23 protein-coding genes are annotated in these 24,024 nt (G+C 66.8%); 4 read left to right on the top strand and 19 right to left on the bottom strand.

Annotated elements, in window-relative coordinates; genetic code table 11:
* Positions 1 to 22 precede the first annotated feature (22 nt).
* Entirely contained in the window at positions 23 to 640 is a 618-nt protein-coding gene (locus ID132_RS02330; protein WP_125105791.1) for a TetR/AcrR family transcriptional regulator, read from the top strand.
* Between the two features lie 15 nt (positions 641 to 655).
* Here ID132_RS02330 and paaZ read toward each other — a convergent pair whose 3' ends face one another.
* The 8 genes from paaZ to ctaE form a co-directional block, all read right to left on the bottom strand.
* A complete protein-coding gene (gene paaZ / locus ID132_RS02325) occupies positions 656 to 2,761 on the bottom strand; it encodes a phenylacetic acid degradation bifunctional protein PaaZ (protein WP_193127770.1) in 2,106 nt (701 codons plus the stop codon).
* Positions 2,762 to 2,803: 42 nt separating this feature from the next.
* Positions 2,804 to 3,658: a 3-hydroxyacyl-CoA dehydrogenase family protein gene (locus ID132_RS02320; protein WP_193127769.1), complete on the bottom strand. Its 855-nt coding sequence runs from the start codon at positions 3,656 to 3,658 to the stop codon at positions 2,804 to 2,806.
* Positions 3,655 to 4,473 carry an enoyl-CoA hydratase/isomerase family protein gene (locus ID132_RS02315; RefSeq protein ID WP_125105788.1) on the bottom strand — a complete coding sequence of 273 codons (819 nt, stop codon included), beginning with the start codon at positions 4,471 to 4,473 and terminating at the stop codon, positions 3,655 to 3,657. The genes ID132_RS02320 and ID132_RS02315 overlap by 4 nt, the downstream gene beginning before the upstream one ends.
* A gap of 31 nt (positions 4,474 to 4,504) precedes the next feature.
* Complete coding sequence (locus tag ID132_RS02310) at positions 4,505 to 5,719, bottom strand: thiolase family protein (protein WP_125105787.1); 1,215 nt, start codon at positions 5,717 to 5,719, stop codon at positions 4,505 to 4,507.
* Between the two features lie 125 nt (positions 5,720 to 5,844).
* Complete coding sequence (gene qcrB / locus ID132_RS02305) at positions 5,845 to 7,452, bottom strand: cytochrome bc1 complex cytochrome b subunit (RefSeq protein ID WP_125105786.1); 1,608 nt, start codon at positions 7,450 to 7,452, stop codon at positions 5,845 to 5,847.
* Positions 7,436 to 8,515: a cytochrome bc1 complex Rieske iron-sulfur subunit gene (qcrA, locus tag ID132_RS02300; RefSeq protein ID WP_193127768.1), complete on the bottom strand. Its 1,080-nt coding sequence runs from the start codon at positions 8,513 to 8,515 to the stop codon at positions 7,436 to 7,438. The genes qcrB and qcrA overlap by 17 nt, the downstream gene beginning before the upstream one ends.
* 51 nt (positions 8,516 to 8,566) lie before the next feature.
* Positions 8,567 to 9,406 (bottom strand): cytochrome bc1 complex diheme cytochrome c subunit, encoded by an 840-nt coding sequence (qcrC, locus tag ID132_RS02295; protein WP_125105784.1) that lies wholly within the window; start codon positions 9,404 to 9,406, stop codon positions 8,567 to 8,569.
* A gap of 24 nt (positions 9,407 to 9,430) precedes the next feature.
* Positions 9,431 to 10,114 (bottom strand): aa3-type cytochrome oxidase subunit III, encoded by a 684-nt coding sequence (gene ctaE, locus ID132_RS02290; protein ID WP_125105783.1) that lies wholly within the window; start codon positions 10,112 to 10,114, stop codon positions 9,431 to 9,433.
* Between the two features lie 25 nt (positions 10,115 to 10,139).
* Between ctaE and trpD the strand changes: the two genes are divergently transcribed.
* The 3 genes from trpD to ID132_RS02275 are packed head-to-tail and all read left to right on the top strand — an operon-like array spanning position 10,140 to position 12,063.
* On the top strand, positions 10,140 to 11,210 hold the full coding sequence (trpD, locus tag ID132_RS02285; protein WP_193127767.1) for an anthranilate phosphoribosyltransferase: 1,071 nt from the start codon (positions 10,140 to 10,142) through the stop codon (positions 11,208 to 11,210).
* Positions 11,211 to 11,262: 52 nt separating this feature from the next.
* A complete protein-coding gene (locus ID132_RS02280; RefSeq protein ID WP_193127766.1) occupies positions 11,263 to 11,523 on the top strand; it encodes an HPr family phosphocarrier protein in 261 nt (86 codons plus the stop codon).
* A 3-nt stretch (positions 11,524 to 11,526) separates the two neighbouring features.
* Positions 11,527 to 12,063, top strand: coding sequence for a hypothetical protein (locus tag ID132_RS02275; RefSeq protein WP_125105781.1), 537 nt, complete (start codon positions 11,527 to 11,529; stop codon positions 12,061 to 12,063).
* 12 nt (positions 12,064 to 12,075) lie between these two features.
* Here ID132_RS02275 and ID132_RS02270 read toward each other — a convergent pair whose 3' ends face one another.
* The 11 genes from ID132_RS02270 to ID132_RS13460 form a co-directional block, all read right to left on the bottom strand.
* Positions 12,076 to 13,212, bottom strand: a complete 1,137-nt coding sequence (locus ID132_RS02270) for a winged helix DNA-binding domain-containing protein (protein WP_235988236.1) — start codon at positions 13,210 to 13,212, stop codon at positions 12,076 to 12,078.
* A 60-nt stretch (positions 13,213 to 13,272) separates the two neighbouring features.
* Positions 13,273 to 13,692, bottom strand: coding sequence for an aa3-type cytochrome oxidase subunit IV (gene ctaF / locus ID132_RS02265; protein WP_193127763.1), 420 nt, complete (start codon positions 13,690 to 13,692; stop codon positions 13,273 to 13,275).
* 6 nt (positions 13,693 to 13,698) lie between these two features.
* A complete protein-coding gene (gene ctaD / locus ID132_RS02260; protein WP_193127762.1) occupies positions 13,699 to 15,423 on the bottom strand; it encodes an aa3-type cytochrome oxidase subunit I in 1,725 nt (574 codons plus the stop codon).
* An 18-nt stretch (positions 15,424 to 15,441) separates the two neighbouring features.
* The gene (ctaC, locus tag ID132_RS02255; RefSeq protein ID WP_193127761.1) at positions 15,442 to 16,383 is read right to left on the bottom strand and encodes an aa3-type cytochrome oxidase subunit II; all 942 of its coding nucleotides are present in this window, start codon (positions 16,381 to 16,383) and stop codon (positions 15,442 to 15,444) included.
* A 125-nt stretch (positions 16,384 to 16,508) separates the two neighbouring features.
* Positions 16,509 to 16,874 (bottom strand): iron-sulfur cluster insertion protein ErpA, encoded by a 366-nt coding sequence (gene erpA, locus ID132_RS02250; RefSeq protein WP_125105776.1) that lies wholly within the window; start codon positions 16,872 to 16,874, stop codon positions 16,509 to 16,511.
* A 71-nt stretch (positions 16,875 to 16,945) separates the two neighbouring features.
* On the bottom strand, positions 16,946 to 18,376 hold the full coding sequence (locus tag ID132_RS02245) for a dipeptidase (RefSeq protein ID WP_193127760.1): 1,431 nt from the start codon (positions 18,374 to 18,376) through the stop codon (positions 16,946 to 16,948).
* Between the two features lie 22 nt (positions 18,377 to 18,398).
* The gene (locus ID132_RS02240; protein ID WP_193127759.1) at positions 18,399 to 20,438 is read right to left on the bottom strand and encodes an FAD/NAD(P)-binding protein; all 2,040 of its coding nucleotides are present in this window, start codon (positions 20,436 to 20,438) and stop codon (positions 18,399 to 18,401) included.
* On the bottom strand, positions 20,435 to 20,593 hold the full coding sequence (locus tag ID132_RS13465) for a hypothetical protein (protein ID WP_235988235.1): 159 nt from the start codon (positions 20,591 to 20,593) through the stop codon (positions 20,435 to 20,437). Before ID132_RS13465 ends, ID132_RS02240 begins: the two co-directional genes overlap by 4 nt.
* A complete protein-coding gene (locus ID132_RS02235; protein ID WP_235988234.1) occupies positions 20,574 to 21,758 on the bottom strand; it encodes an LLM class flavin-dependent oxidoreductase in 1,185 nt (394 codons plus the stop codon). Before ID132_RS02235 ends, ID132_RS13465 begins: the two co-directional genes overlap by 20 nt.
* Positions 21,755 to 22,951, bottom strand: coding sequence for an LLM class flavin-dependent oxidoreductase (locus ID132_RS02230; protein ID WP_193127758.1), 1,197 nt, complete (start codon positions 22,949 to 22,951; stop codon positions 21,755 to 21,757). Before ID132_RS02230 ends, ID132_RS02235 begins: the two co-directional genes overlap by 4 nt.
* 10 nt (positions 22,952 to 22,961) lie before the next feature.
* On the bottom strand, positions 22,962 to 23,936 hold the full coding sequence (locus ID132_RS13460; protein WP_235988232.1) for an ABC transporter ATP-binding protein: 975 nt from the start codon (positions 23,934 to 23,936) through the stop codon (positions 22,962 to 22,964).
* Positions 23,937 to 24,024 lie beyond the last annotated feature (88 nt).

The raw sequence follows: 24,024 nt of genomic DNA, 5'->3' as shown, positions 1-24,024 counted from the left end.
CCCGCCTAGGATTGCCCCAGACATGAGTATCTCCAGCACCAAGCCCGACGCGCCCCGCCGCGGCCGCCCCGGCAACGATCGCGACGACGTCATTTCAGCGGCCGTGCGCCTGTTCAACGAGCACGGCTACGAGGCCACGACGATCGGCATGATCGCCGACCAGCTCGGTGTCTCGAAGTCGGCGATCTACCACCACGTGCGCAGCAAGGAAGAACTGCTCGCCGCCGCGCTCGACCATGCCATGGGCGCGCTCGAGGCCGTGCTCGACGACCCGCAGGCCGTGACCGGCGACGTTGTTGACCGGCTCGAGTTCGTCATGCGCGGCACCGTCACGGTACTAACAGGGGAGCTCGCCGAGGTGACCCTACTGCTGCGGCTGCGCGGCAACACCGAGCTCGAGCGCCGCGTGCTCGAGCGCCGACGCCACTTCGACCGCGCGGTCGCCCAACTGATGCAGGACGTGGCCGACGAAGAGAACATTCGCGCCGACATCGACCCTCGCGCGGCGACACGGCTCGTCTTCGGCATGATCAACTCGATCACCGAGTGGTACCGCACCGACGGCCCGCTCAACGGACAGGCCCTGGGCGACCTCGTCGTGCGGTTGGTCTTCCAGGGCCTGCGTGCGCGAAGCTCATAGCTTCGCGCACGTCGCCTAGCCGAGCGCCTGTTCCTCGCGCTTCGCGACGAGGGTGAGCACGTCGTAGGTTGCGACGAGCTCGTCGTCTTGGTTGCGGAGCACCGCATCCCACACGACCTCGGCGTAGTCCTCGGTCTCACGCGGGGTGATGCGCTTCGCCGTGAGCTCGACGCGCACCGAGTCATCGACGCCGACCGGGGTGATGAACCGCAGCCGCTCCATGCCGTAGTTCGCGTAGACGGCGCTGCGACCGGGAGCGACAAAGAGGCCGGCTGCCCAGCTGATGAGCAGGTAGCCGTGCGCGACGATGCCTGGGAAGAACGGGTTCGCCTCGGCCGCCTCCGCATTGGTGTGTGCGTAGAAGATGTCGCCGGTCGTGTTCGCGAAATCGGTGATCTCCTGCAGCGTCGCCTGGCGCAGCTCCGACACGAACGCATCGCCGAGGCGCAGCGTCTCGAGCGACTTGCGGAACGGATGCACCGCCCCGTTCTCGCCCTCGGGCGTGCCGCCGTAGCTCGGCGCGCCGACACGCTGCTGGGCCGCGCCGGTGTGCCACTGGCCTGTCACCGCGGTGAGCAGATCGGGCGAGCCTTGGATCGCACTGCGCTGCATGTAGTGGAAGATCGAGCGCACGCCGCCGAGCTCTTCGCCGCCACCGGCGCGGCCCGGGCCGCCGTGCACGAGGTGCGGCATCGGCGAGCCGTGCCCGGTCGAGGTCTTCGCCGTCGTGCGGTTGAGCAGGTGCACGCGACCGTGGTAGCCCGCGATGCCGGTGGTCAGCGTGCGTGCCACCTCGGGGTCGTTCGTCGCAATCGTCGCAACGAGCGAGCCCGCGCCGAGCGCAGCGAGTTCGACGGCCTCGTCGAGCGTGTCGTAGCCCGTGACCGAGGTGACCGGCCCGAACGCCTCGGTCGCGTGGAGTGCCTCCGCGCGGTTGTCATCCCACTTGAGCACGACCGGCGACATGAAGGCCGCAGTGGCCTCCTCATCGCGCTCGTTCGAGCCGTAGACGATTTCGCCGCCGCCCGAGATCAGGCGGTCGACCGCATCCTGCACGTCGTGCAGTTGCTCGAGCGACGCGAGCGCGCCCATCGTCGTACCCTCGGCGCGGGGGTCGCCCACGCGGACCTTCTCGTCGAGGCGCTGCGCGATCGCGTTGATGACCGGCTCGACAAGCGCGTTCGGCACAATCACGCGACGAATCGCGGTGCACTTCTGCCCCGCCTTCGCCTGCACCTCGGTCACCACAGAACGGACGAACGACTCGAATTCGGGCGAGTCGGCCGTCGCGTCGTCGCCGAGGATCGCCGCGTTGAGCGAGTCGGCCTCGGCGTTGAAGCGCAGGCCTCCCTCGGCAACGTTCGGGTGCTGTCGCAGCTTGTCAGCCGTCGACTTCGAGCCCGTGAAGGCGACGGAATCGCGGAAGTCGAGGTGGTCGAGCAGCTCACGAGCCGAGCCCGAGACGAGCTGCAGCGAACCGTCGGGCAGCAGCCCGGACTCGACCATGATGCGCACGCAGGCTTCGGTGATGTACCCCGTTGGCGTCGCGGGCTTCACGATCGACGGCACGCCCGCGATGAACGCCGGGGCGAACTTCTCGAGCATGCCCCAGACGGGGAAGTTAAAGGCGTTGATCTCGGCGGTGATGCCGGGCGTGCGGGCGTAGATGTGCTCGCCGACGAAGGAGCCGTCTTTCGACAGCTGCTCGAGCTGCCCGTCGATGACGACATTCGAGTTCGGCAGCTCGCGTCGTGCCTTCGAGCTCATCGTGAAGAGCACGCCGATACCGCCGTCGATGTCGATGAAGTTGTCGACCTTGGTCGAACCGCTGCGCATCGAGAGTTCGTAGAGCTCGGGTTTGCGCTCGGTGAGCAGCAGCGCGAGCTGCTTCAGGATCATCGCTCGCTGGTGAATCGTGAACGCGCCAAGCCCGGCCCGACCGACCGTGCGCGCGTACTCCACCACCTCGGCGAGGTCGAGGCCGTCGGTCGAGACCTGCGCGATCACGTCACCCGTCGCGGCATCCCGCACGAGCTGCCCGGCGGTTTCGCCGGACGGCGTCCACCATTCACCGCGCACGTAGCTCGGCACAAAGTCGATGGTGTTGCTGACCTGGGTCATGGTTGCTGTGTCCTCTCCGCGGCGGCGACGGTGCCGACGCGCCTAATTCCAGTCGTAGAAGCCGCGGCCGCTCTTGCGGCCGAGTTCGCCGCGAGCCACCTTGTCGCGCAGCAGCTGCGGCGGGGCGAAGCGCTCGCCGAGGTGCTCGGCGAGGTACTCGGCGATGCCGAGGCGCACGTCGAGGCCAACGATGTCGGTCGTCTTCAGTGGCCCCTGCGGGTGCTTGTACCCGAGCTCCATCGCGGCGTCGATGTCCTCGGCGCTCGCGACGCCCTCCTCGACCATGCGGATGGCCTCGAGTGCAATCGCGACGCCGAGGCGCGACGAGGCGAAGCCGGGCGAGTCCCGCACGACGACCGGCGTCTTGCCGAGCGCGCGCACCCACTCGGGCGCCGCCTCGCGTAGCGCCGCCGACGTGGCCGAGGCGATAACGACCTCGATCAGCGTCGACGCGGGCACCGGGTTGAAGAAGTGCAGCCCGAGGAACTGCTCGGGGCGCTTGAGTTCGGCCGCGAGGCAGTCGAGCGAGATCGACGAGGTGTTTGACGCGAGCGTCGCGTCGGCGCGCAGTTGCGCCTCGGCCGCGCGCAGCGCATCCCGCTTCACCGCGAAGTCTTCAAACACCGCCTCGACGACCAGGTCGCGGTCGGCGAGCGCCGAGTTGTCGACCGCCGTGCGGAGCCGCGCGGCCGTGACCTCGGCGTCGAGCTCAAATCCACGCTGGATCGACTTCGCGACGCTCTCGACCACGCGATCGTGCGCCGCTGCAGCGGCGGCCTCGTCGCGCTCAAGTACGACGACGTCGGCGCCGTTGATGAGGAAGGCGTGGGCGATGCCGGCGCCCATGCGCCCGCCGCCGATGACGCCAACGCGGGCGGGAAGCACGGATGTGCTCATGACTTGCTCTCCTTGCTCTCGTTTTCGGCCGCACTGGCAGCTCGCTTCGCCTCGCGTCGGTCGAGGAAGGCCTGCATGCGATCGAACTTCTGCTGCGATTCGAACAGCATGCCCTGGGCGAGCGTGTCGACGACCGGGTGGGCCTCACGAGGTAGGTGAAAGACCGACTTCGAGATGCGCACCGCGAGCGGGTCTTGCTTCACGATGCGGTCGGCCAGCACGTTCGCCGCGTTGAGCAGCGACTCGGCCTCGTGCACCTCGGTGATGAGATGGCAGGCGAGCGCTTCGTCAGCGCCGAGCTGACGTCCCGCGAGCAGGATCTCCTTCGCGAGTGGCTCCCCCACGAGTTCCTTGAGCCGCCAGGTGGCGCCCGCCGCGGCCATGATGCCGAGCGCGGTCTCGGGGTTGCCAAGCTTCACATTGGGGGTCGCGATGCGGAAGTCCGCCGCGTACGCGAGCTCCGCTCCGCCGCCCAGGGCGTAGCCCTCGATCGCGGCGATGACCGGCATCGGCAGCTTCGCGATGCGGTCGAAGATCGTCGAGTTGATGCCCGCGAGGGCATCGTCGCGGCGACGCTCGCGCAGCTGCGCGATGTCGGCGCCCGAGGCAAAGATGCCGTTGGCGCCGGTGATGATGAGGATGCGTGGCTCGCGCTCGAGCTCGCCGCACAGGACGTGCAGCTCATCGACCATCTGCTGGTCAATCGCGTTGCGGGTGGGCGCGTGGTCGAGGGTCACGATGACGCGGTCGGCGGCAACGTCGACGCGAAGCCGTTCGAATGCGGCCGCGCGCGCGACGAGGTCGGAAATCGTCATGGAGGTGCTCCAGTTCTTCGATAGCGGGCGGCTACGGGCGCTCGAGCAGCACGGCGGTGCCCTGGCCAACGCCGATGCACATCGTGGCGAGGCCGCGGTCGGCCCCCTCCTGCTCCATGCGGTTCATGAGGGTCACGGTGATGCGGGCACCGGAGGAACCGAGCGGGTGACCGAGCGCGATCGCGCCACCGTTGCGATTCACCCGGCCTTGGTCGGCACCGAGTTCGCGCAGCGTGGCGAGCGATTGCGTCGCGAACGCCTCGTTGAGCTCGATCGCGCCCACCGAGTCGAGCGACCACCCAGCGCGGTCGAGGGCCTTGCGCGTCGCAGGCACCGGGCCGACTCCCATGATCTCGGGCGCTACACCGGCCGAGCCAGAGCCCGCAATGCGGGCGCGAGGCGTGAGACCGAAGCGCTCGATCGCGCGGTCGGAGGCAATCACGAGCGCGGAGGCGCCATCATTGAGCGACGAAGAATTGCCGGCGGTGACCACGCCGCCTGGCCTCACCACCGGGCGAAGCCGGCTGAGGACCTCCAGCGTCGTGCCCGCGCGCGGCCCCTCGTCGGTGTCGACGACCGTCACGTTGCCCTTGCGGTCGCGCACCTCGACAGGCACGATCTCATTGTCGAAGCGGCCAGCTTCGATCGCCGCGAAGGCGTTCTCGTGCGAGCGCACCGCGAAGGCATCGGCGTCCTCGCGGCTGATGCCGAAGACCTCGGCGACTTCCTCGCCGGTCTCGGGCATCGAGAAGGTCATCTTGCCGTCGCGGGCGAGCTCGCCGTCGACGAAGCGGGGGTTCGGGAAGCGCCAGCCGATCGACGTGTCGTAGCTCTGGCCGGGCTTCGCCCAGGCGCTCCCCGGCTTTTCGACCACCCATGGCGCGCGCGTCATCGACTCAACGCCGCCCACGACGACGAGGTCAGCGTCGCCCGAGCGCACCATCTGTGACGCCGTAACAATCGAAGTCATGCCGGATGCGCAGAGCCGGTTGATCGTGAACCCCGGCACCTCCTGTGGCAGCCCCGCCAGCAGCCACGCCATGCGGGCGACGTTGCGGTTCTCCTCGCCAGCACCGTTCGCATTGCCGAACACGACCTCGTCGACCGCGGCGGCATCGATGCCACTGCGGCGCACGACCTCGCCGATCACGAGTGCGGCCAGGTCGTCGGAACGGACCGAAGCGAGTGCCCCGCCGTAGCGCCCCACGGGGGTGCGGACGCCATCGATGATGTATGCCTCAGCCACTTGGCCAACTCCTTTGTTCACACACGTGCGGACTTCGCGGTTCACTTTACTGTATACGCCCTGCAGTATTTCGAGAGCGGCGAAACTCACGCGAANTGCTTCGGGCCCGCCCTCGTTCTGCGGCGTTAGTGCAGTTCACCGTGGTGGTGTTTGCTTGCCTCGATCTCAGCCTTCGTGACCGGCTCGATGCGGTCGGCGAAGAACCAGCGCGACAGGCGCGCACGCAGCTTGCCCTGCTTCTTGCCATTTGCATCCGTGTAGGGCTGCACCGGCACGAAGTTGTCGTACTGCAGCTCGAACTGCTCGTCGTCAGTGAGGGGCACGTGGACTTCCTGGAACTCACCGTGCGGCAGGCGCACGACGCGGCCCGACTCGTGGCCGTGCAGCGCGAGGTTGCGGTCGGCCTTCTGCAGCGCGATACACGCGCGGTGCACGACGAAGTAGACGATGAACGTTCCGATGATCAACCAGAACTGTAGGAAGTGGATGACGTGCTCCATCGCCATGTGGAAGTGCGTGGCGATGAGGTCGGACGACGCGGCCGCCCACATTGTGGCGTAGAAGCTGATCCACGCGGCGCCGAGCGCGGTGCGGAACGGCACGTTGCGCGGTCGGTCGAGCAGGTGGTGCTCGCGCTTGTCACCCGTGATCCACGACTCGATGAACGGGTACACGAACAGGCCGATGACGAACAGACCCATGAACGCGAACGGGATGAGGATCGCGAACGTGATCGTGTAGCTCGTGCCGATCGGAACCTCGAGGCCCGGCGGGATCAGTCGCAGCATGCCGTCACCGAAGCCGATGTACCAGTCAGGCTGCGTACCTGCCGAAACCGGCGACGGGTCGTACGGGCCATAGTTCCAAATCGGGTTGATCTGGAACGTCGACGCGATGAAGAAGATGAGGCCGAGCACGAGGAACATGAAGCCAACGGCCTTGCCCGCGAACACCGGGAGTACCGGGTTGCCGACGACGTTGCCCTCGGTCTTACCGGGGCCAGGCCACTGCGTGTGCTTGTTCACGACCATGAGCAGCAGGTGCAGCACGAGGAACACGATGAGCAAGGCCGGCAGCAGCATGATGTGCAGTGAGTAGAGGCGGCCGACGATCGCGTCACCAGGGAACTCGCCGCCGAACAGCCAGAAGGAGATCCAGGTGCCGAGCACTGGAACGCCCTTAATCATGCCGTCGACGATGCGAAGACCGTTACCCGAGAGCAGGTCGTCAGGCAGCGAGTAGCCCGAGAAGCCCTCGAGCATCGCGATGACCCAGAGCACGAGGCCGATGACCCAGTTGAGTTCACGCGGCTTGCGGAACGCACCGGTGAAGTAGATGCGGGCCATGTGCAGCATGATCGACGCCACGAACAGCAGCGCCGCCCAGTGGTGCACCTGGCGCATGAGCAGACCACCGCGGACATCAAACGAGATGTCGAGCGTCGACGCCATGGCTGCCGACATACCCATGCCCTGCAGCGGCACGTACGAGCCTTCGTACTCGACGTGCGCCATCGACGGGTCGAAGAAGAAGGTGAGAAACGTGCCCGAGAGGAGGATCGCGATAAAGCTGTAGAGCGCGACCTCACCGAGCATGAACGACCAGTGGTCGGGGAAGATCTTGCGGCCGAGCTCCTTCACGGCGCCCGAGACGCTCGTGCGCTCGTCGAACCAGACGGCCGCCTTCGCGACCGCGCCGGTCTCGGCGGCAGGTGCCTTAAACGTTGTAGTCATGGCGACGCTCCCAGAAGGTCGGGCCGACAGGCTCGTGGAAGTCACTCTGAGCGACCAGGTAACCCTCGCTGTCAACGGTGATGGGCAGCTGCGGCAACGGACGGCCCGCCGGGCCGAAGATGACGCGGCAGTGGTCAGTCACATCGAACTGCGACTGGTGGCAGGGGCACAGCAGGTGGTGGGTCTGCTGCTCGTAGAGCGCGACCGGGCAACCGACGTGAGTACAGACCTTCGAGTACGCGACGATGCCGTGGTACGACCAGTCCTTGCGGTCCTCGGCCTCGTTGAGGCTTTCCTCGGGCAGACGCATGAGCAACACGACGGCCTTTGCCTTCTCGTTGAGCATGCCGTGCTCGACCTCGAGCAGGCCGTCGGGGATCACGTGGAACGCGGACCCGATGGTGACCTCGGACGCCTTGATGGGCGTGCCGGTGGGGTCGCGTACGAGGCGCACGCCGGTGTCCCAGAGCGTTTCGTGCATGAGTTCAACGGGCTTCGGGTTGTTCGCGTTGTAGAAGTCGCGCAGCATCACGATGCCGGGCAGCGGCAGCGCGAGCACCGAGGTGATGAGCGAGTTGCGTAGCAGCTTGCGACGACTGAAGCCCGACTCCTCATCGGCTTGCTTGAAGATCTCGGCAACGCGCTTCTTGGTCGCCGGCGAGCCCCCCGTCTTGTGACGGGCCTCGGCCATCTCCTCGTCCTTCATCAGGTACTTCGACCACGCGACCGCGCCGAAGCCGATCGAGAGCATGCCGAAGGCAATGCCGAGGCCGACGAACATGTTGTTCCAGCGAACGCTCGTGATGTCTTCACGGTCGATCGGCCAGATGAAGTAGGCGAGCACCGCAAAAATCGTGGACGCGAGAGAGATCCAGAACAGCAGCGTGATGACGCGCGCCGTGTTCTTTTCCTTAGCGGAATCCGTGTCGGTCACCTTGTGGTGATGCGCCGGCAGACCCGGATTCTCGAGCGGCTCGGCGGGCTCTACGAGCGTGCCAGAGCTGACCTCACGGTCCGACGAATTGGCGGTGCGAAGCTCGCCGCCGTGTTCGTCTTCAGCCATGGTGATGCCTTTCTGGAGTGTGGAGGAGTAAAAACGTGACGAATCGAACGGCTAGTTAGGCCGCGAAGTGATCCAGATGGCAAAGCCGGTGGCAGCACCGAGGCCGAAGATCCAGATGAACAGACCCTCCGCGACGGGGCCGATCGACCCGAGGTTGTAGCCGCCGACCATCGAGGTGTTCTGCGTCATCCACTGAATCGAGGTGATGATGTCGGCCTTGTCCTGCGGCGTGAGGTTCGTGTCGCTGAAGACCGGCATGTTCTGCGGGCCTGTGACCATGGCCTCGTAGATGTGCTCGGGCGCGACCGTCTGCAGCTCGGGAGCGAACTTGCCCTCGGTGAGCGCACCGCCGGCAGCGGCGACGTTGTGGCACATGGCGCAGTTGATGCGGAAGAGTTCTGCACCGCGGGCGGCGTCGCCGTCACCCTGCAGGTACTCGTCGTCCGGAATCGCGGGGCCGGGGGCGAGCGATGCGACGTAGGCCGCGAGCTGCGCAGTCGCTTCGTCGGTGAACTGCACGGGCTTGGCGGGCGCCTGCGGCGCGTTGTTCTGCATCGGCATGCGGCCGGTGCCGACCTGGAAGTCGACGGCGGCGGCGCCGACACCGATCAAGCTCGGGCCTTCGGTGGTGCCAACCGCGTTCATACCGTGGCAGGTGGCGCAGTTCGAGTTGAACAGCGTCTCGCCGGCCTCGATGGTCTGCGCGCTGTTCATGTCGACCTCGCTGCCACCCTCGGCAGCGTTGGCCACGACGGTGTCAATGGCACCGTAGGCGCCACCCGTCAGCAGCAGGCCGATTCCCAGCAGGGCCGCGGTCGCGAGCGGGCTGCGACGTGCGCGCCCTCGTGACTTCCGCTTCGCGGCCGAGCGGTTCGTTGTGGTGAGAGACATGAGCGAACTTTCTCCTCGGCTCGGCTACTGAATGAACGGCAGGATGTAGATGACGAAGAACAGGCCCACCCAGACGACATCAACGAAGTGCCAGTAGTAGGAGATCGCCATGGCGCTCTGCATCTCGCGCTTGCCCATCTTGCGGACGGCGTAGAGGCGCACGATCACGATGAGGAAGGCAAGAATGCCGCCCGTCACGTGCAGACCGTGGAAGCCCGTGGCCATGAAGAAGGCACTCGTGTACGAGTTCAGGTTGAGCACGTAGCCCTCGCTGACCAGCGTGGCGTACTCGAAGACCTGACCCGCGATGAATATCGAACCGAGGATCGCGCTGAGGTAGAACCACTCAATGGTGGCCCAGCGACCGCCGTTGTCCTTGCGGCTGCGACGGCCAGCCTCAGCGTGCGAAACGCCGATCTGGCACGTGAACGAGCTCGAGATGAGGACGATCGTGTTGCCAACGGCGAAGGGGATGTTCAGCATGGCGTGCCCGGCATCGAACTGCGCCGGGGCCATGGCCTGAAGCGTGAAGAAGATGGCGAACAGGCCAGCGAAGAACATTACTTCGGAGCCAAGCCAGACGATCGTGCCAATCGCCACAGTATTGGGGCGATGGACCCGCGGTGCAGTCGGAGTGGGAGATGCAGAAGTCACATGACCATTATGACCGATTTCCCAGGTTCGCAAAGTTGACAGGCGGGGCGGCATTTCTTCGCCCGCTACTCTTTTTGTTATGACTTCGCTGCAAACATGGCCCGAAATGCTTGATTCCCTGCTTCGCGGCGAGGACCTCTCAGTTCGCCAGGCAACCTGGGCCATGGAAGAAGTCATGGCTGGCAACGTCACCGACGCTCGACTTGCCGCATGGCTCATCGCGCTGCGGGCCAAGGGCGAGACCGTCGAAGAGGTCATTGGCTTCCGGGATGCCATTCTCGCGAAGGCCGTGCCCACCAAGCTCCCCGCCTGGGGCGTCGACATTGTCGGCACCGGCGGCGACATGATCGGCACCGTCAACGTCTCGACGATGTCGTCGTTCGTGATCGCTGCCACCGGCACCCCTGTGCTCAAGCATGGCGGCCGCGCCGCCTCGGCGAAGTCAGGCGCCTCTGACGTGCTCACTGCGCTCGGCGCCGTGCACAGCACCGACGCCGAGGCCCTCGAGCAGATCTTCGCCGAGACGGGCCAGGCATTTCTCTACGCCTCACTGTTCCACCCGGGCTTCGGCTACGCGGGCAAGGTGCGCAAGGAGCTCGGTGTTCCGACCGTGTTCAACTCGCTCGGCCCGCTCTCGAACCCGACGCGAGCCGAGGCATCCGCCGTCGGCGTCGCCCGCCGCGAATCGATCCCCGTGATCGTCGGCGTGTTTCGCACGCGTGGCGCCGCCGCGCTCGTGTTCCGCGGCGACGACGGCCTCGACGAGCTCACCGTGACCGGCTACTCGCACATCTGGGAGGTCTCGGGCGGCGACGTCGCCGAGCATGACCTGCACCCCCGCGATGTGGGCCTCGGCACCTACGACCTCGAGGAGCTGCTCGGTGGCACGCCCGAGTTCAACGCCGAGATTGCCCGCGAGACGCTGCGCGGCGACCGCGCTGGCGCCGTGCGCGACATCGTGCTGCTCAACTCGGCTGCTGGTCTCGTCGCGTTCGACCTCGCCAAGTCGCCCGAGTCGATCGAGCGCCCGATTCGGGATCGCCTCGCCGAAAAGATCGAGGTCGCGGCAGCGGCGATCGACAGCGGCAAGGTCATCGAACAGCTTGACCAATTCGTGGCCGCATCCCAGAAGTTCAACACCGAAGTTTGAGTACGGTAGAAGCCGTCCGCCGCACGCCAGTGCATCACCGCGAGGAGTAACTATGTCCGATCAGATCAGCCGCAGCGTCACCCTGAACAACGAAACCGGGCTGCACGCCCGCCCCGCCTCGGAATTCGTCAAGGAGGCCTCGAAGTACGACGCGAAGGTCACCGTCAACGGCGTTGACGCGAAGAGCCTCCTCGGCATCATGGCCATGGGCGCCACCAAGGGCACCGAGCTCGCCCTCGTCGCCGAGGGCCCCGAGGCCGAGGCCGCCGTGAATGGTCTCGTCGCGCTCGTTGAGTCGAACTTCGGCGAATAGTCGATGCCGCGAAACACCCCGGCGGGGGGCGCCGCAGCGCACGACGACGATGTTCGCGTGTTTGCTTCGGCGATTCGTGGCCCGGTGCGCCCGACGGCGGTTGCGATCGGTGTCACCACCTTCCTCGCCTGGGGTGTTTCGTTTTTCCTCTTTCATTACGCCACCGAGACCGGCCGACAGAATCTCGCCGCCAGCGGTTTCCCGGCGCTCTTCGGCAGCTGGCTCATCGTCAGCGCGCTCGTGTCGGTCGGCTACGCGCTCGGCTATGTCGTGATGCGTTCGTTCGTGCCCGGCACGAAGGACTTCACCGAGGCGCGCGTGGCCCGCCTCTCGGCTGGCGACGCCGCCGCCGCGATGGCCGGCGGGTACGTCGTCGGGTTCATCCCCATGACTCTGACCGGCGACGTGCTGACGCTGCTCGCCTGGACTGCCATCGTCGGCATCCTCTTCAGCTTCGTCGCGATCCACCCCGGCAACGTCCGGCGCTTCCGCGACGCCGTGACCGCGGGCGAGATCGTGCGCGACCACTACGGCGACTAGCGCGGCTGAGCGCTACTCCCCCGCCGCATCCGGCTCTGGATGCGGATAGCTCGCGAACGCGCGCGCGAACTCGGCCCGCGCCGCCTCCGACACCGACTCGGCGAACGATTCGAGCAAGAACTCGCGGCCCGCCGCCCGCTGCTTCGCGCTCCAGGTGCCGAGAATCGCGCCGCGGCGGACCGCCGAGGGGCGAAAGACGCCGTTGTTGCCCGGCACGAGTCGGGCGTGGTGCTCCGCTGGCACGATGTAGTGGCGGTCGGGATACCCGAGTACCAATTCGTCGAACGGGGGCAGCAGGCGGCCAACGGCGAGCGTCTCGGCGCCGATTCGCTCGCGCTCCTCGCGCAGGCCGGCGCGACCCCACCGGGTCTCGCCCTCGAGCTCGCCGTACGCTTCGAGCTCGGAGGTGGCCTCGGCCTCGGCGGCCCGGATGCGCCCAAGCGGCAGCTTCGTCCACCACGCGAAGTCGCGCAGCGTCGCCGGACCATGCCCGGTGAGGTACGCCCGAAGCCAGTGCCCGAGCGCGGCACGCTCGTCGCTGTTGAAACGCGCCTCGAGGGACGAACTGCCCGGCAGCCACTCGTGCGCGTCGACGAGCAGGTGGTCGCTGCCCCGCAGCGGCCCGTACGCGACGTCGCCCCGGGCCATGAGTGTGAACACGAGGTGGTAGAGCCGGCCGGAATCGGTCGGGATGTCGTTGGCCTCCCACGCCTCGCCGAGGGCTGCCCTGGTGATGGCTCGGTCGGGCGACGCCGCGATCGCCGCCCGGGCGAGCTCGGCCGCCTGCGGCACCAACTCATCGAGCCCGTGCTCGATCCGCCGTCGCCTGGCGGAGGCGAGCTGGCGGGGCCCGGTGAGTGCGAGCTGCCAGGCGAGGTCGTCGGCGGCGACGGCAAACACAGTTCCGCGCATCGGATAGCCGCGCACGATCTCGCCGCGAGCGAAGGCCGACACAACGTCGGCGCGCGCCCCGCTCGTCGTGCGGAGTGCCAGGGAAGCAATGACACCGCCGAGGTGCTGGCCCTGGGACGCCGAGAGGTGTGCCGCGGCGACGGCCGGAGTCGCGAAGGGAGCCGTGACGAACCCTTGGGCAATCATGCGCAGCTCGACGAGTTCGTTCGCGGTGACCATCACCCAATTATCGAGCATCCGCCTGAACCGAACGAAGCCCTGCAACCGTGAGATTGCAGGGCTCCGTTCAGCGAATCGCTAGTGCGCGTACTTGCCGCGGTAGAACTCGAACATCCAGCCGAGCAGACCGACGACCCCGATCGGGGCAAACCAGAAGACCGGCCACCAGCCGAAGGAGATCGACGCGAACACGGCAGCGATGGCCGCGGCAAGGATCACGGGCCACATGGAGTGGGGGGCGAACACGCCCAGCTCGGGGTCAGCCTCGCTGATTTCGGCCTCCTCGCGGTCCTCCGGCAGGAGGTTACGAGCGAATGGCTTGTTCTCGAGACCCATGTACCACGCGATGAACGCGGAGAAGAGGCTCATGAGTGCGAAGGCGACGATACCGACCCACTCAGCTTCCTTCTCGATAACCGCGGTCCACACGGTGTAACCGACGAACACTGCGAAGTAGAAGGCGGTGAGGCCCCACAGAATATTGCGTGTGGTTTTCATCTTGGACTAGTGCGCCTTTCCGCTCGCAACGGTGTCGGACTCCAGGTGGGCACCCGGCGCCGCGTACTCGGGGTGGTTGAGGTCGAACGCCGGACGCTCCGAACGGATGCGCGGGATCTCCGTGAAGTTGTGGCGCGGCGGCGGGCAGCTGGTCGCCCACTCGAGCGAGCCACCGTAGCCCCACGGGTCGTTGACCGTGACCTTCTTGCCGTTGCGGTGAGTCAGGTACACGTTGAGGAAGAACGGGATCATCGAGATCGCGAGCACGATGGCGCCGATGGTCGAGACCTGGTTGGCCCACGTGAAGTTGTCCTCGGCCTGGTAGGTGTAGTAGCGACGGGGCATGCCGAGGACGCCGAGCCAGTGCTGCACGAGGAATGTGAGGTGGAAGCCGACGAACAGCAGCCAGAAGTGAACCTTGCCGAGGCCCTCGTTGAGCATCTTACCCGTCCACTTCGGCCACCAGAAGTAGAAGCCCGCGAACATCGCGAACACGACGGTACCGAAGATGACGTAGTGGAAGTGCGCGACCACGAAGTAGGTATCGGAGATCGGGAAGTCGAGCATTGGCGACGCCAGGATAACGCCGGTGAGACCACCAAAGAGGAAGGTGACGAGAAAGCCGAGCGACCAGAGCATCGGTGTCTCGAACGTGATCGAACCGCGCCACATGGTGCCGAGCCAGTTGAAGATCTTCACACCCGTTGGCACAGCAATGAGCATGGTCATCAGCGAGAAGAACGGCAGGAGTACCGAACCAGTGACGTACATGTGGTGCGCCCACACCGAAGCCGACAGCGCGGCGATCGAAATGGTAGCGAGCACGAGCGTCTTGTAACCGAAGATCGGCTTGCGGCTGAACACAGGGAAGATTTCGGAGACGATACCGAAGAACGGCAGCGCAATGACGTACACCTCTGGGTGGCCGAAGAACCAGAACAGGTGCTGGTAGAGGATCGCACCGCCCAAATCCACGTCGTAGATATGGGTACCAAATACGCGGTCCATCAGCACGCCGAACCAGGCAACGGTGAGCACCGGGAAGGCGAACAGGATGAGGATCGAGGTGATGAGGGTGTTCCAAGTGAAGATCGGCATGCGCCACATGGTCATACCCGGCGCGCGCATCGTGACGATCGTCGTGATGAAGTTCACGGCACCAAAGATGGTGCCGTACCCCGTCAGGGCAAGGCCTGCGAGCCAGAGGCTGCCACCGACGCTCGGCGAGAACGTCGTAAGCGAAAGGGGCGTGTAGGCGGTCCAACCGAAGGCGGCCGCACCACCCGGGGTGAGGAAGCCCATCACGGCAGTGATCGCGCCGAAGGAGTAGAGCCAGTACGCGAAGGCGTTCAGGCGAGGGAAGGCAACGTCGGCCGTTCCGATCTGCAGCGGCAGCAGCACGTTGGCGAATCCCGAGAACAGCGGGGTCGCGAACATCAGCAGCATGATCGTGCCGTGCATCGTGAAGAGCTGGTTGTACTGATCCTTCGTCGCGATCATCTCCATGCCAGGGGCAAAGAGCTGCCCGCGGATGAGGAGCGCCATCACGCCACCAATGCAGAACCACACGACCGATGAGACAAGGTACATGTACCCGATCTTCTTGTGGTCGGTGGTGGTGAGGAGATCGATGATCAAATTGCCCTTGTTGCCCACCTTGCTCGGCGTCAAATCGGGCTCTGCGGCCTGCGGCGACTGCGCTGCCGCGGGTCTGTTCTGCGTAGTAGTCATTTCACCCTGCCCTAGAGATTATTCAGCTTCGTCGTGCTCGATGACCGGAACCTTGGTGCCAGGGTTCTGGTTGTTGCGGTTAGCCTCGTCGCCGACGGCACCGGTGTTGCCTTCGTCGCGCAGCGACTGGATGTACTCGTTGTACTCGGCCTGAGAGACGACCTCCACCTTGAAGAGCATCATCGAGTGGTACTCACCGCACAGCTCGGCACACTTACCGATGTACGTGCCTTCGCGCTCCGCAACCAGCGAGAAGTGGTTGGTCTTGCCCGGGATCGTGTCTTCCTTGTAGTGGAACTCCGGTACCCAGAAGGAGTGCGCAACGTCTCGGGACTTGAGGTCAATCGTCACCTGCGCGCCAACCGGCAGGTAGAGCGTGGGAAGCTCGTCCTCGTTGATTTCGCCGGTCGTGTCGCCATTCTCGTCGCGTACCTCTTCGGCCTGAACGCCCTGGTAGTAGACGTTGCCGTCGTACTCCGAACCATCAACGGGCAGGTAGTTGAAGTCCCACGCCCACTGCTTGCCGTACACCTCAATGTGTACGTCCATCTCACCCTCGGTGTAGACCTCTTCGGCGATGGCCTGGTCACGCGCGGTGAATGCGAAGAAGCCGGCAACCAAGATCACTGGCACGATCGTGAAGAGCATCTCGATCGGCATGTGATAGCGGATCTGTCGCGGCATGCCTGTGTCGTTCTTGCGGCGGCGGTAGACGACGGTCGCCCAGATGATGAGTCCCCAGACAAACACACCGAGGGCAAGCAGCACGATCCACGAGTTCACCCAGAACGTCGAGACCATGTCGCCCAAGTCGCTTGTGCCAACTTCGCCGGGCATGAAGCCATTGAGCTCCTGGGCAGTACATCCGGCCAGCGTCACCGAGGCGAGGGCAGCAAGCGCCAGTGATGCCGCGATTTTCCGGTGGTTCTTCCGCACGTTGGACCTTTCGAGAAGATGCATACAGACAACTCTCAGTGTAGACCCTTCGCAACGGGCGGGCGGCCAGACACGGGTTCGCCACGGAAACGAACGGCGGGCCCGCACCGGTATCAGTACGGACCCGCCGTGCGCGGTTCTCAGGAGACTCAGTGGAACGAGTCACCACAGGCGCAGCTGCCGCCCGCGTTCGGGTTGTCGATCGCGAAGCCCTGCTTTTCGATCGTGTCGGCGAAGTCGATCGACGCGCCATCGAGGTAGGGCGCGCTCATTTCGTCGACGATGAGTTCGACGCCGTCGAAGTCGACCGACGCATCGTTCGCCATCTCGCGCTCGTCAAAGTAAAGCTGGTAAATCAGCCCCGAGCATCCGCCCGGCTGCACCGCAACGCGCAGACGCAGGTCATCACGACCCTCCTGCGTGAGCAGCGACTTCACCTTGTCGGCGGCCGCCTGCGTGAGCGTCACGCCGTGCGTGTTTTCGGTGATGGTGATGCCATCGAGTACCTGTGTCATGTCTTCTCCTGCCCTCGCCGCGCCGTCACAGCGCCAGCGCTCTGACGTTCAGAACGTCGCTTCGAAAAATTCTATTCCCGTTCGGCCGATCCGTCACCAAGCGGCGGATTCTCCGCGAGGTCGGCAAGGAACCACGCCTCGGTGAGGATCGCGCGGTGCAGCACGCCGAGATGCTGCGACTCGTTGGGCGAGTGCGCCCGGGTTGCTGGGTCCTCGACACCCGTCACGAGAATCTGCGACGCCGGGAAGCGGTCGACCAGGTCGGCGATGAACGGGATTGACCCACCGATGCCCGAGAGCTGCGCGTCCGCGCCCCAGCATTCGGCCATCGCAGCGCGCATCCGCTCGACACCATCGCCGTCGACGTCGACGAGGAACGGCCGGCCGGTATTCAGCGAATCGAACTCGAGCTCGGCACCGAACGGCGCATTCGCCCGCAAGTGTGACTGCAGCGCCTCGGCCGCGGCCTCGGCGTCCGTGCCCGGAGCGATGCGAGCCGAGATACGCACGCGCACCTCGGGGATGAGCGTGTTCGAGGCGTTCGCGACGTCGGGCGCGTCGATGCCGGTGACGGTGACCGACGGCTGGTACCAGGTGCGCGCGAGCACGGGGCCGCTGCCGAGCAACTCACCGCCGATGACGCCCGCCTCCTCAACGAGCTGCGACGCCGGCATCTCTGGCACCTGCGCGTCGTGGCTATCGACACCTTCGACCGCGACCGAGCCGTCGGCGTTCCAGAGGGTGTCGAGCAAACGCACTGCCGCGAGCATCGCATCCGGTGCCGCGCCGCCGAACATGCCTGAGTGCGAGGCGTGGCGCAGCGTGCGCACCGTGAGGTTGAAGGTGACATTGCCGCGCAGCGCGACGGTGAGCGATGGCACGTCGATTGCCGCGTTATCGCTGTCGGCGACGATGATGTAATCGGCGCCGAGCGCCTCGCGATGGGCATCGAGGAACTTCGTGAAGCTGCCCGAGCCGTTTTCCTCTTCGCCCTCGACGAAGATCGAAACGCCGAGCGGGAAGCGCTCGCCGTCGGCCTCCCAGAGGTCGTGCAATGTCTCGAGCGCGGCAACGTGCAGCAGCACGCCGGCCTTGTCGTCGCTGGCGCCGCGGCCGTAGAGCCGCTCCCCCACAAGCGTCGGCTCGTAGGCCGGGGTGTCCCAGAGCTCGTCGCGTCCGGGCGGCTGCACGTCGTGGTGGGCGTAGAGCAGCACGGTCGGCCAGCCCTCGCTCGCCTCGCGGCGAGCGATCACGCCCGGCTGCCCAGGCGTCTCGTCGTCGATGTCGTACTGGTGGATGCCCACCTCGTCGAACATGCCGGTACCCGCGAACAGCTCGCGCACGCGTTCGGCGCTCGCGCTCACGTGCTCGCGGTCGAACGCATCCCACGAAACCGAGGGGATGCGCACAAGGCGAGCGAGGCGGTCAATGGTGTTCGGCATACNGAGCTGCACGCGGTCGCGCAGCTGCTCGGCAAGTTCGGCTGGATCGAATTTGCTCATGCCGACCAGCCTAGGCCGTGCGCTAGCGCGTCGACTCGGTGTCGGGCTGGAAGTACGCGGCCCCGTCGAAGATCTGCTCAAGCTCGGTGTCGGAGGCGCCCGTGTGCACGGTCGAGTGGTCACCCGCGCCGCGAATCTCGACGAGCTCGCCAAGAATCGCCCGCGCGACCCGATCCCAGATACGGAACGAGAGCGCGTTCGTGTGCGGTCGCGCGAACGCGCCGCCCTGCGGCGTGCTCGTGCCGGGCCCCACTGCGTAGCGGCGGGGATGCACGCCACCGCCAGCGCGGATCAGCCGGCCGTCGCTGAGTCGCACGTCGACGTAGCCACTTGGCGTCGAGCCGACGACCTGCTCGCGGCCCGCACCGGAGTCGATGAGATCGCGCAGCACCGCGGAATCGGTAGTGCGGATGCTCGGGTCGGGCAGCCACGCGTCGATGAGCGTGTCGCTGCGGCGTTCGCCGGGCAGGCTCGGGCTCGTGGCCACGAACTGCCCCGTCTCACCGTCGGCGCGCACGTGCACGTCGGCACCGGCGAATTCGATCACGCCCGCCTCGCTCAGCGCGATGAGCTGCTCGATGCGCTCGCCGGGAGGGCCCGAGGCGATGTAGCTAAAGAACTTGTACCAGCGGCGCTGGAAGTCGTTGAGGTACGACTCGGGCTGCCAGTTGCGCGCCGTCGCGAGCTCGGCCACGGCGAGGTAGATCCGGAAGAGTGCCACGAACAGGCCGGTGTTTTCCGAGTAGCGGTGGTCGGTGCGGCGCAGCAGGTCGTTGCGCATGTGCTCGCGCACGCGCGCCTGCAGCTCGTCGGCGCTCTCGAAGCGTTCGCCAGCGAGTGGCCGGTCGAGCGCATCCACGTCGAGCCGGTCGGCAGCATCCGGCACCGCGCGCTCGACGAGCGCCCGGTAGTCCTCGCCGTGGAGGTCGAGTGTCTCGAGCCCCTCGAGGAACTCCGACCACGGCAGCGAGACGCGGCGGGGCGAGCCCGTGAACAGCTCGAGGTAGTACCCGTGGTGGAGCTCACGTTCGATGTGCGGCCAGAGGTCACGGTAGAACTGCAGTTCGGCGACCGAGTCGGCGAGTTGCTGCGCGATCTCGGGCGTGAAGAAGCGCGGCTCGTAGTGGCTGCCGCGCAGCGGGGCGGCGACCTTCGAGCGATACGGCACGCCGCGACGCGAGCTCAGCAGCAGTTTCGGCTCGCGACCGCTCGGAACATACTGCAGCTCGCCGCGGTCGCGCACGAACTCGCCGCCACGGCCAAGGGTGAGCATGACGACGAGATCGATGGCAGCGAGGCCGAGTCCGCGCACGAGCACCTCGTCGCCGGGCGCAATGTCGCCGTAGTCGAGGTCGGCGGTGAACGCCGGCGCGTAGTACCGCGCCTGCTTCGCCTGCGCGAAGTCGGTGAAAAACTTCGCCTCACCGCTCACGTGCGAGCCAAGGTGGCCGAAGGTGTAGATGACGAGATCGGTCGTGAGTTCGTCGCCCGAGTCGAGTTCGACGACCTGCGCGCCGGTCTCGGTGTCGGTCACGCTCACCACGGCCGCTCGGTGCCACATCACCTTCGAGCCGGGCTGCAGTCGGTCGGCGCTGCGCTCGAGGCACCAGGTCATGTAGCGCTCGTGCAGGCGACGCGTTGGGAAGCTCTCGGGCCGCAGTCCGTCGAGCTCTGCCGCGAGCTCCGGGTCACGGTCAACGTCAATGTCGACGTCGGTGATGCGGCGGGTGCGCACGAGCTCGGCCCAGGCCGCCAGGTCGGGACCCGGCTCGATCGCTCCGTCGATCGTGCTTGAGTCGTCGGTGAACATCGTCACATCGCCGGCCATCGAGTTGAGCTTGAGCAGCCCCGACTGCTGGTCGCGCCAGATCCGCCCCGCGCCGGGTGGGTAGGGGTCGACGAGGTGGATGATCAGCGGCCGGTCATCGATCTCGGCCTGGTTCGCGGCGATTCGTTCGACGACGCCCGCAGCAGCCGGCCCGGCACCAACGAAGGTGATGCAGCGGGTCGGCTGGTGGGCGTCGCGGTCGACGAGACGGATCGCGCGATTGTGTCGGCTCATACTCGTTCCGGGGTCTCCAACGGTACAGAAGGTGCGGCCGCGCTGCCGAGCAGCTCGCGCAGGGTGGGGTTCTCAGGGTATTCGGTACGGTAGGCGCCGCGCTCCTGCAGGATCGGCACGACTCGGTCGACGAACTCAGCGAGGCCGTCGGGCACGATGTCGCCGACGAGGGTGAAGCCGTCGCAGGCGCGCTCGTCGACCCGGCGAATGATCTCGNTCGGCGATCTGCTCGGGCGTGCCGATGAGGCTCGGGCGACCGTATTCGCGCACCGCGAGGTCGCGCAGGCTGAGACCCTCGGCCTCCGACTCGGCGCGCCAGCGGTTCACGAGCGCGGTGCGCTCCTCGACGTCGCCGTAGTGCGGCACACGGCCGGTCGCGTGCGTCGGCGGCACGGGGTCGAAGTCGGGCAGCGGGCCGTCGGGGTCGACGCCGCTCAGCTCACGCCCCCAGATCTGTTCCATGAAGTAGATCGCGTTCGGGCCGCTCACCTGCGCGTGCCGAATCGCCTGCGCGCGCTCCTGTGCCTCGGCCTCGGTGTCGCCGATCGCGAGCGTGATCGCCGGCAGAATCTTGAGGTCTTCGGCGCCCCGGCCGAAGTGCTCGAGTCGCTCGTCGAGGTCGGTGCGGAACTTCTGGCCCTCGGCGAATTCACCGAACATCGAGAACACGACGTCAACGTTGCGGGCCGCGATGTCGCGCCCCTCGCCCGAAGCGCCCGCCTGCACCAACAGCGGTCGGCCCTGCGGGCTCGCGGGGAGCGTCTGCGTCGCGGTGGCCTGGAAGTACCGGCTGTCGAGCGTCGTGGTCTCGCCGAGCTCGGTCTCCCAGAGCTGCTCGAGCGCGCTAATCATTTCCTGCGCGCGCAGATAGCGCTCGGGGTACGGCAGGTGATCGCCCTTGCGGAAGTTCGCTCCGGTGAAGGCGTTGGTCGTCGTGACGACGTTCCAGCCCGCGCGGCCGTTCGACAGCACGTCGAGGCTGCGCAGCTGGCGCGCGAGGTCGACGGGTTCGTTGTACGTGGTGGTCAGCGTGCCGACGAGGCCGATGTGCTTCGTCACAGCGGCGAGCGCCGCGAGGATCGAAACCGTGTTCGGGCGGCCGAGCACGTCGAGGTCGAGGATCTCGCCGTTGCGCTCGCGCAGACGCAAACCCTCGGCGAGGAAGATGTAGTCCATGACGCCGCGCTCGGCGATTTCCGCGAAGCGACGGAACGACTCGAACTCGATCTGGCTGCCCGCATTCGGGTCGCTCCAGATGGTCTGCTGGTTGACGCCCGGGAAGTGTGCGGCGAAGTGAATCTGACGGTGCTGCTCGCTCATGCGGAGACCTCCTGGGTGCTGGCAGTGACTGCGGCCGCGTTCGCGGTGAACGGCGGGGTTGCCACGAAACGGTTGGCGGCGGGCGCGAGTCCGAGCCGCTCGCGCAGGTTGGCGCCCTCGGCGGGTTCGACCCCGGCGTCGCGCAGCTTCGGCAGTACCTCCGAGATGAACGCCTCGGTGTCGCGGTCGGTCACGAGGGGGCGCACGCGGATGCCGTCGATGCCGGCGTCGCGCAGTTCGAGGATGCGTGCGGCCACCTCATCGGCGGTGCCGGTAATCAGCGCGGCGTCGCTGGCGAGCTCACCGGCCGCGGCCTCAAGCTCGGCGAGGCGAGCCGCCGCGTCATCGGCGATGAGGATGTTGTAGTCGACCCAGACCTTGAGCGGGCTGCCCTGCCGGTCGACGGCGCTCGCGCCCTCGGCGAGCGACGCGAGAATCTCCTCAAGCGTGCCCTCGGTCTCGGGCGTGATGAGCACGACGTCGGCGGTCACCGCGGCGAAGCGGTACGGCGTGTGCGTGTGCGCGAGCGAGAACACCGGCGGCTGCCCCTGTGGCGGGCGCGGCGTAATCGACGCGCCGAACACCGAGAAGTGCTCGCCCGTGAACTCGGGGTTGTGGATGCGCTCGCGGTCGATGAAGCGGCTCGTCGCGAGGTCGCGGATCTCGGCGTCGTCCTCCCACGAGTCCCAGAGCAGACGCACGACCTCGGCGAACTCGACGCCCTCGTTGAAGCGATCGGCGATGAGTCGCTCGAATTCCTGCGGGGGCAGCGCGCGGGCCTCGCGGATGTTGCCGAGTGTGTCCTCTCGACCGACCGCGGCGCTCTCGTCCGCGAAGCCACCGGTGCGCAGCCGCACGGCGGCGCGCCCCTCCGACGTGTAGTCGAGCGTTGCCACGGCGGTCGCGGTGTGGAACGGCTCGAGCAGCGACGTCGTCGCGGCCGGCACGAGGCCGATGCGCGTCGTCTGCGGCGCAAGCCAGTTCGTCAGTATGAACGAGTCGAAACTCGCCGAGGTGCCGAGCGGCGCCAGCGAGTCTTCGATGGTGAGCACGTCGATGCCGGCCTCGTCGGCGCGCTGCGCGAGCTTGGCCCACGCGGCCGGGTCCTGCGGCGCGAAGCCGCCCACCGCATCCGCGCCGGCATGCCAGCCGGCTCCCTTGGCCGCGAGTCCGATCGAGAACTTGCTCGTCACTGTCATGCTCCTAGTCGTTCGATTCGTTCGCGCCGGTGAGCTGCGAGGCCCCGGCAACGTTGAGATTGGTGCCCGGAATCGCCTGCACGAGTGCCCGCGTGTATGCCTCGGTTGGGTGGTCGAGCACCTCGGTCGTGTACCCGGTTTCGACCATCTGGCCCTGTCGCAATACTCCCACTCGGTCGGCGAGTTCGCGCACGACGCCTAAATCGTGCGTAATAAACAGGTACGCGACCCCGGTCTCGCGCTGGAGGCGCGCGAGCAGGTCGAGCACCTGCGCCTGCACCGAGACATCGAGGGCCGAGACGGCCTCGTCAAGCACGATGCACTCGGGCTCGGAAGCAAGCGCTCGGGCGATCGCGACGCGCTGGCGCTGGCCACCCGAGAGCTGCTCGGGTCGGCGCGAGGCAAACTCCGGCGGCAGCGCGACGGAGTCGAGCAACTCCGCGACCCGCGCATCCCGCTGCTTCGGTGCGACGACCGAGAACTCGCGAAGCGGCTCGGCGATGGTCTGGCCGATGGTGCGCAATGGGTTGAGCGAGGCGAACGGGCTCTGGTGCACAAGCTGGAACCGGCGGTGCAGCTCGCGAGCGGCCTCGCCGCGGGCGCCCGTCACGTCCACTCCCCCGAACCTGACGCGACCCGACGTGGCCGGTTCAAGCTGCAGCGCCACGCGCGCTGTCGTCGTCTTGCCCGAGCCCGATTCGCCGACGAGCGCATACGTTTCGCCCTTGTGGATGTGCAGGCTCACGCCGCCCACGGCGTCGAGGGTCTCGCCTCGGCGAATGCGGTACGTCTTGTGCACGTCCTCGAGCTCGAGCAGTGGCGCGTCGCTCTCGTCGACGAAGTGCCGCTCGCGCACGACGGTGCGGCCGAGGCCCGGAGCCGCCGCGACCAGCGACTTCGTGTACTCGTGCTTCGGTGCCCGCAGCACGTCCGCGGCCCTGCCGGTCTCGACGACCTTGCCGTGCTGCATCACGACCATGCGGTCGGCGCGGTCGGCCGNNNGACGCCGAGGTCGTGGGTAATGAGGAGCACCGCGAGGCCGCGCTCGCTGCGCAGTTGCTCGAGCC

Origin of the sequence: Gulosibacter sediminis, assembly GCF_014904065.1 — a bacterium.
In the GTDB taxonomy this organism is placed as follows: Bacteria; Actinomycetota; Actinomycetes; order Actinomycetales; family Microbacteriaceae; genus Gulosibacter; species Gulosibacter sediminis.
The sequence above is the reverse complement of the archived record's forward strand: the minus strand, read 5'-3'. Positions and strand labels throughout refer to the sequence as shown.

Bases quoted from the DNA above. Each gene is read 5' to 3' on its own strand.
- ID132_RS02330 (WP_125105791.1), top strand. From the start codon at position 23: ATGAGTATCTCCAGCACCAAGCCCGACGCGCCCCGCCGCGGCCGCCCC.
- paaZ (WP_193127770.1), bottom strand. From the start codon at position 2,761: ATGACCCAGGTCAGCAACACCATCGACTTTGTGCCGAGCTACGTGCGC.
- ID132_RS02320 (WP_193127769.1), bottom strand. From the start codon at position 3,658: ATGAGCACATCCGTGCTTCCCGCCCGCGTTGGCGTCATCGGCGGCGGG.
- ID132_RS02315 (WP_125105788.1), bottom strand. From the start codon at position 4,473: ATGACGATTTCCGACCTCGTCGCGCGCGCGGCCGCATTCGAACGGCTT.
- qcrB (WP_125105786.1), bottom strand. From the start codon at position 7,452: ATGACTACAACGTTTAAGGCACCTGCCGCCGAGACCGGCGCGGTCGCG.
- qcrA (WP_193127768.1), bottom strand. From the start codon at position 8,515: ATGGCTGAAGACGAACACGGCGGCGAGCTTCGCACCGCCAATTCGTCG.
- qcrC (WP_125105784.1), bottom strand. From the start codon at position 9,406: ATGTCTCTCACCACAACGAACCGCTCGGCCGCGAAGCGGAAGTCACGA.
- ctaE (WP_125105783.1), bottom strand. From the start codon at position 10,114: ATGCCGCCCCGCCTGTCAACTTTGCGAACCTGGGAAATCGGTCATAAT.
- trpD (WP_193127767.1), top strand. From the start codon at position 10,140: ATGACTTCGCTGCAAACATGGCCCGAAATGCTTGATTCCCTGCTTCGC.
- ID132_RS02280 (WP_193127766.1), top strand. From the start codon at position 11,263: ATGTCCGATCAGATCAGCCGCAGCGTCACCCTGAACAACGAAACCGGG.
- ID132_RS02275 (WP_125105781.1), top strand. From the start codon at position 11,527: ATGCCGCGAAACACCCCGGCGGGGGGCGCCGCAGCGCACGACGACGAT.
- ID132_RS02270 (WP_235988236.1), bottom strand. From the start codon at position 13,212: ATGCTCGATAATTGGGTGATGGTCACCGCGAACGAACTCGTCGAGCTG.
- ctaF (WP_193127763.1), bottom strand. From the start codon at position 13,692: ATGAAAACCACACGCAATATTCTGTGGGGCCTCACCGCCTTCTACTTC.
- ctaD (WP_193127762.1), bottom strand. From the start codon at position 15,423: ATGACTACTACGCAGAACAGACCCGCGGCAGCGCAGTCGCCGCAGGCC.
- ctaC (WP_193127761.1), bottom strand. From the start codon at position 16,383: ATGCATCTTCTCGAAAGGTCCAACGTGCGGAAGAACCACCGGAAAATC.
- erpA (WP_125105776.1), bottom strand. From the start codon at position 16,874: ATGACACAGGTACTCGATGGCATCACCATCACCGAAAACACGCACGGC.
- ID132_RS02240 (WP_193127759.1), bottom strand. From the start codon at position 20,438: ATGAGCCGACACAATCGCGCGATCCGTCTCGTCGACCGCGACGCCCAC.
- ID132_RS13460 (WP_235988232.1), bottom strand. From the start codon at position 23,936: ATGGTCGTGATGCAGCACGGCAAGGTCGTCGAGACCGGCAGGGCCGCG.